Below are 4,899 nucleotides of genomic sequence, written 5' to 3'. Positions count from 1 at the left end.
GCACCTCCAGGCCGCGCCGCGTCGCCTCAGCCAGGGCGCGCTGCGTGCCGCGCAGGTCCACGGCCTCCAGCCGGGGCGCGGGCACCGGGGTGCACGCGATGGGCTCGACGTCCAGCAGCCACCCGCCGTCCAGCGCGTGGCCGAACGGCTCGAGGCGCAGCACCACGCCCTCGCCCAGCAACGGGGCCAGCAGCACCCCGACGGCGTCGTCGGCCATGGAGGCCCCGAGCGCCTGCGGCCCCACCGGGAAGCGCCCGGGCCGGCCGGGGCGGGGCAGCACGGCCAGCACCGTCTGCTCGCCCACGTCGCGCCAGGTGGCCACGGTGGTGCCGAGGAAGTGCGCGGCCGCGGGCGTCACCGCCTCCACGGCCTGTGCGGCACGGTCGGTGAGGTCATCGGGGTCGAGCTTGCCGCGCAGCATCGCGGTGGACCACAGGGCGGCGGTCACCACCACGGGCAGGCCGGGCGGTCCCAGGCGCGGGACGATCGGGGCGGGCGGTTGCTGGTGCGGGGGCCTTGCGTCGGACATCGGCGGCAGTCTCCCAGCCCCGACCGGCACTCGTAGACTCGCTGACCATGAGCGACGTCCTTGCCCTGGCCGATGTGACCGTGCGCCGTGGCGACCGCGAGCTGTTGAGCGGCATCGACTGGGAGGTCGAGGAGGGGGAGCGCTGGGTGGTGGTCGGCCCCAACGGTGCCGGCAAGACCACGCTGCTGCAGGTGGCCAGCGCGCGCATGCACCCCACCAGCGGTGTGGTCGGCATCCTCGGGGAGGTGCTGGGCACCACCGACGTGTTCGACCTGCGCCCCCGCATCGGGCTGTCGTCGGCCGCCCTGGCCGACCGGGTGCCCCGCGACGAGACCGTGCTGGACGTGGTCGTCACCGCCTCGTGGGCCGTGGTGGGGCGCTGGCGCGAGGAGTACGACGACGAGGACGTGCAGCGCGCCCAGGACCTGCTGGACACCCTCGGCGTGGCCCACCTGGCACAGCGACGCTTCGGCACCCTCTCGGAGGGGGAGCGCAAGCGCGTGCAGATCGCCCGTGCTCTCATGACCGACCCGGAGCTCATGCTGCTCGACGAGCCCGCTGCCGGGCTCGACCTCGGCGGGCGCGAGGACCTCGTGGGACGCCTCGGCGCGCTGGCCGAGGACCTCGAGGCCCCCGCGATGGTGCTGGTCACCCACCACGTGGAGGAGATCCCGCCCGGTTTCACCGACGTGCTCATGCTCCGTGAGGGGCGCGTGGTGGCCGCCGGCCCCCTGGAGAGCACGCTCACCGCGGAGAACCTCAGCGAGACCTTCGGCCTGGAGGTGGTGCTGGAGCGCCACGGCCAGCGCTGGACCGCCCGCGCCGCGCACCCCCGCGGAGCATGACCCCCCTCGAGCTCGCCCTCGTGGCGGCCGCCGGGCTGGCCGCCGGCACCATCAACACCATCGTGGGGTCGGGTTCCCTGGTGACCTTCCCGCTGCTCGTGGCGCTGGGGCTAACCCCGGTGGAGGCCAACATCTCCAGCAAGCTGGGCATCATCCCCGGCGGCGTCTCGGGCACGTGGGGCTACCGACACCACCTGCCGCGCGCCGGGCGGGCGCTGGCCACCCTGGCGACGTGCAGCGCGGTCGGCGGGCTGGCCGGGGCGCTGCTGCTGCTCGCCCTGCCCGGCTCGGTCTTCGATGCCGTGGTGCCCGTGCTCATCGGCGCGGCCGGGGTGCTCGTGGTCACCCAGCCGTTCATCAAGGCGCGTCTGGCGCGATCCCGGGCCACGGCACCGGCTGCTGGGGCGGCCCCGGGCGATGGTGGCGTGGGACTGCCCGAGGCCCTGCCGTGGGGCCTGCTGCTGGGGCTGGGGGCCGTGGGCGTGTACTCGGGCTACTTCGGGGCCGCCCAGGGCGTCATGTACATGGCCGTGCTGGGCCTCGGCACCGCGGCCACGGTGCAGCAGCAGAACGCCCTGAAGAACCTGCTGGCGCTGGTGTCCAACGGCATGAGCGCGCTGGTGTTCGTGGTGGTGGCCTGGAGCGCCGTCGACTGGCTGGTGGTGGCTCTGCTGGCGGCTGGCTCGGCCGTGGGCGGCATGGTCGGCGCCCGGGTGGGGCAGCGGCTCTCACCATGGGCCATCCGCGGGTGCGTGGCGGTCATCTGCGTGCTGGCCGTCATCGACCTGCTGCGGTGACCCGTACGGGCGTCGGCCCGGTGCGACGCGGGCCGACGCCCCGGTGACGGTGGCCGGCGACGCCCCCTCCTGCGCCGACGACCACCGTCACCACCTCCCCCCAGGTGAGGTGGTGGGGCCTTGCCCCACACTGCCGTCCCGCACTGTCATGGCACTGTCATGGCGCCTCCACGGAGGGACGGCCGCGGGGCAGCCCGGTGACAGGCGCTCGGCCGGCCTCAGCGCAGCTCGTGCGGCACGCCCGAGGCCACCACCTTCGAGCCGTCCCAGGTGAACCGGATGACCTCCTGACCGGTGGGCATGTGGGCCGGCTCGCCCGGCTTGGCGTACTGGTAGTGCGCCCGGACGGTCCGGTCGTCCTCCAGGTGCACGCCGGGCTGGTAGTAGGTCGGAGTCGCGAAGGAGGTCCCCAGGTACTCGCCGCGGTGGAACAGGAGCACCTGGTGCGAACCCGTCATCGCTCCCGTGGTCGACACGACGATGGCCGAGAGGTCGGCGCAGGGGTCGAAGGCGTCGCCGTAGACGCTCTGGGGCTCCATGCCGTCGAGGACGTCCCCGTGCAGCGCGACCTCGCGCGCGACGGTGGTGTCGGCGCACTCGGTGTCCGTCGTGGGCTGGCGCGAGGCCGTCGTGCTCGGCGTCGGGCTCGCGGACTCGCGCTGCGTGGTCGTCGAGGGCGTGCTCGCGGACGGGGTGGTCGACCTTGCAGGGGTGGAGTCAGCCGACTCCGTGGGGGCAGCCTCCGTCGCGCCCTGCGTGGGCGTCGCGCTCGCGGAGGGGCTCGGGGCCGACGTCGACGGTGAGGCCCCGGTGGGCTCCGCCGGCTCCGCATCGGCCGTCGGGGAGGTGGGCGTGCCGGCGGACGTCCCCGGCGACTCCTGGCCGTCCGTGCTCGCCCCGCTGGCCGGCGTCGTCCCGCCGGCGGACGTGGTCGTGGAGACCTTCGGCAGGGCCGCGGGCAGGTCCGTCGCGCCCTCGTCGCCGTCGGAGCCGCAGGCGGACAGCCCCAGGGCGCTCACCAGGCACAGGGCGACGAGGGCAGGGGACTTCTTCATGGGGCCTCCGGGGCAGGACGTCGGTGGGGCGCACCGACGGCCGCCGGGCGCGGCAAGTCTCACCCGGGCGACCTGTCACCGCGCTGTCGCCGTCGAGGGGCGCTTCCGCACCAGCACCGGTGCCGGAGAATGTCCCCCATGCCCATCCCGCTCACCGACCCCCGTGACCCGCGCGTCGAGGACTACTTCGGCCTCACCGACGTGAACCTGCGCCGCAAGCTGGAACCCGAGCGGGGGCTCTACATGGCCGAGTCCGACAAGGTCATCCGCCGCGCGCTGGCCGCCGGCCACCGCCCACGCTCCCTGCTGCTCACCCCGCGCTGGGTCACCGACCTGGCCGACCTCGTGGCCGAGGTGGAGGCCACCGGCGCCCCGGTCTACGTGACCGAGCCCCCGGTGGCCGAGGCGATGACGGGCTTCCACCTGCACCGTGGCGCGCTGGCGGCCATGCACCGCCCGGAGCTGCCCCCGGTGTCCGAGGTGGTGGCCGGGGCGCGCCGCGTGGTGGTGGTGGAGGACGTGGTGGACCACACCAACGTGGGCGCCATCTTCCGCTCCGTCGCGGCCCTGGGCGCCGATGCCGTGCTCGTCACCCCCCGCTGCGCCGACCCGCTCTACCGTCGCAGCGTCCGCGTCTCGATGGGGACGGTCTTCCAGGTGCCGTGGACCCGCATCGACCCGTGGCCCGGCGGCATGGCCGAGCTGCAGGAGGCCGGGTTCACCGTGGCCGCCCTGGCCCTGCGCGAGGACGCGCTCACCATGCGGCAGCTGGAGGCCGACCTGCCGGCGAGGCTGGCGCTGGTGCTGGGCACCGAGGGCGACGGGCTGGCCGATCGCACCGTGGCCGCCGCGGACCTGGCCGTGCGCATCCCGATGGCCGGGGGAGTGGACTCCCTCAACGTGGCCGCCGCGAGCGCCCTGGCCCTCTACGCCACCCAGCCCCGCGACTGAGGTCCCGGCCAGGCCGGCCCACGGTGCCGGTGCCGTGCCCAGCCGTCCGCCTCGAGGCACTCGTCCGCAGAAGCCCGGCTGTGGTCCACAGGTACGCCCCGTGCGCCGTACCTCTGGACCGCAGCCGGACCTTTGCAGGGAGGGGCGCAGCCGGCCAATGCGGGTGCGGGCCGGCGCGGGCGTCAGGCCACGTAGCGCTCCAGCAGCCGAGCGGTCTCACGGCCCGGGTCACGGGACACCCCCGAGTGCACCGGCGAGGTCTGCACCACCGTGGACCGCGGTGCCACGAGCCACCCGAAGCGCATGGCCAGCGTGTGCAGCACGTCGGCGGGCGGTCCCCCGGGCACGGGCTCGCTGCGGGCCACGCGGTCCATGGTCACGCAGAAGCGCTCCACGGCGGCCACGTCCAGGTCCGGCCACAGCGCCTGCAGGCGCGCCGCATCGATCCGCACGGCCACGTCGAGCACCGCCGCCGAGCGCGAGTGCACCACCACACCGACGTTCACGAACTCCTCGCGCTCCGGTCGTGGAACGCACCGGATGACCGCGTACTGGTACTCGTGCCAGGTCGGCGCGCCCTCCACCCGGGTGGGGCGCCGCAGCTCGCGCGTGCCGCCACCGGCCGTCCCGATGACGGTGGGCCCGGCCGCCGTCCCGCTCACCGGGGCTCCTCGCCCTGGCGCACCACCGCGCGGCGGGCCTGCATCTTGAGCGTCCGCTGC

At 75.2% G+C, this 4,899-nt stretch carries 5 protein-coding genes and 1 pseudogene; 3 read left to right on the top strand and 3 right to left on the bottom strand.

Annotated features, from left to right (window positions below; all coding sequences use genetic code 11):
• Positions 1 to 529 (bottom strand): annotated as a pseudogene (locus HMPREF3099_RS05680) (hypothetical protein); the annotation flags it as partial.
• 47 nt (positions 530 to 576) lie between these two features.
• On the opposite strand from HMPREF3099_RS05680, the gene HMPREF3099_RS05675 reads away from it, so the two are divergent.
• Together HMPREF3099_RS05675 and HMPREF3099_RS05670 are read left to right on the top strand one after the other, a co-directional pair.
• Positions 577 to 1,374 carry an ABC transporter ATP-binding protein gene (locus HMPREF3099_RS05675; RefSeq protein WP_070705100.1) on the top strand — a complete coding sequence of 266 codons (798 nt, stop codon included), beginning with the start codon at positions 577 to 579 and terminating at the stop codon, positions 1,372 to 1,374.
• Entirely contained in the window at positions 1,371 to 2,171 is an 801-nt protein-coding gene (locus HMPREF3099_RS05670) for a sulfite exporter TauE/SafE family protein (RefSeq protein WP_070705099.1), read from the top strand. Before HMPREF3099_RS05675 ends, HMPREF3099_RS05670 begins: the two co-directional genes overlap by 4 nt.
• A gap of 218 nt (positions 2,172 to 2,389) precedes the next feature.
• Here the strand turns inward: HMPREF3099_RS05670 and HMPREF3099_RS05665 are convergent, their stop codons facing one another.
• Positions 2,390 to 3,226 carry an LppP/LprE family lipoprotein gene (locus HMPREF3099_RS05665; protein WP_070705098.1) on the bottom strand — a complete coding sequence of 279 codons (837 nt, stop codon included), beginning with the start codon at positions 3,224 to 3,226 and terminating at the stop codon, positions 2,390 to 2,392.
• A 138-nt stretch (positions 3,227 to 3,364) separates the two neighbouring features.
• Between HMPREF3099_RS05665 and HMPREF3099_RS05660 the strand changes: the two genes are divergently transcribed.
• On the top strand, positions 3,365 to 4,177 hold the full coding sequence (locus tag HMPREF3099_RS05660) for a TrmH family RNA methyltransferase (RefSeq protein WP_070705102.1): 813 nt from the start codon (positions 3,365 to 3,367) through the stop codon (positions 4,175 to 4,177).
• A 182-nt stretch (positions 4,178 to 4,359) separates the two neighbouring features.
• Here the strand turns inward: HMPREF3099_RS05660 and HMPREF3099_RS05655 are convergent, their stop codons facing one another.
• Positions 4,360 to 4,839 (bottom strand): DUF3037 domain-containing protein, encoded by a 480-nt coding sequence (locus HMPREF3099_RS05655; protein WP_237769761.1) that lies wholly within the window; start codon positions 4,837 to 4,839, stop codon positions 4,360 to 4,362.
• Positions 4,840 to 4,899: the final 60 nt, after the last annotated feature.

Origin of the sequence: Kytococcus sp. HMSC28H12, from assembly GCF_001816045.1 — a bacterium.
GTDB lineage: Bacteria > Actinomycetota > Actinomycetes > Actinomycetales > Dermatophilaceae > Kytococcus > Kytococcus schroeteri.
The sequence above is the reverse complement of the archived record's forward strand: the minus strand, read 5'-3'. Positions and strand labels throughout refer to the sequence as shown.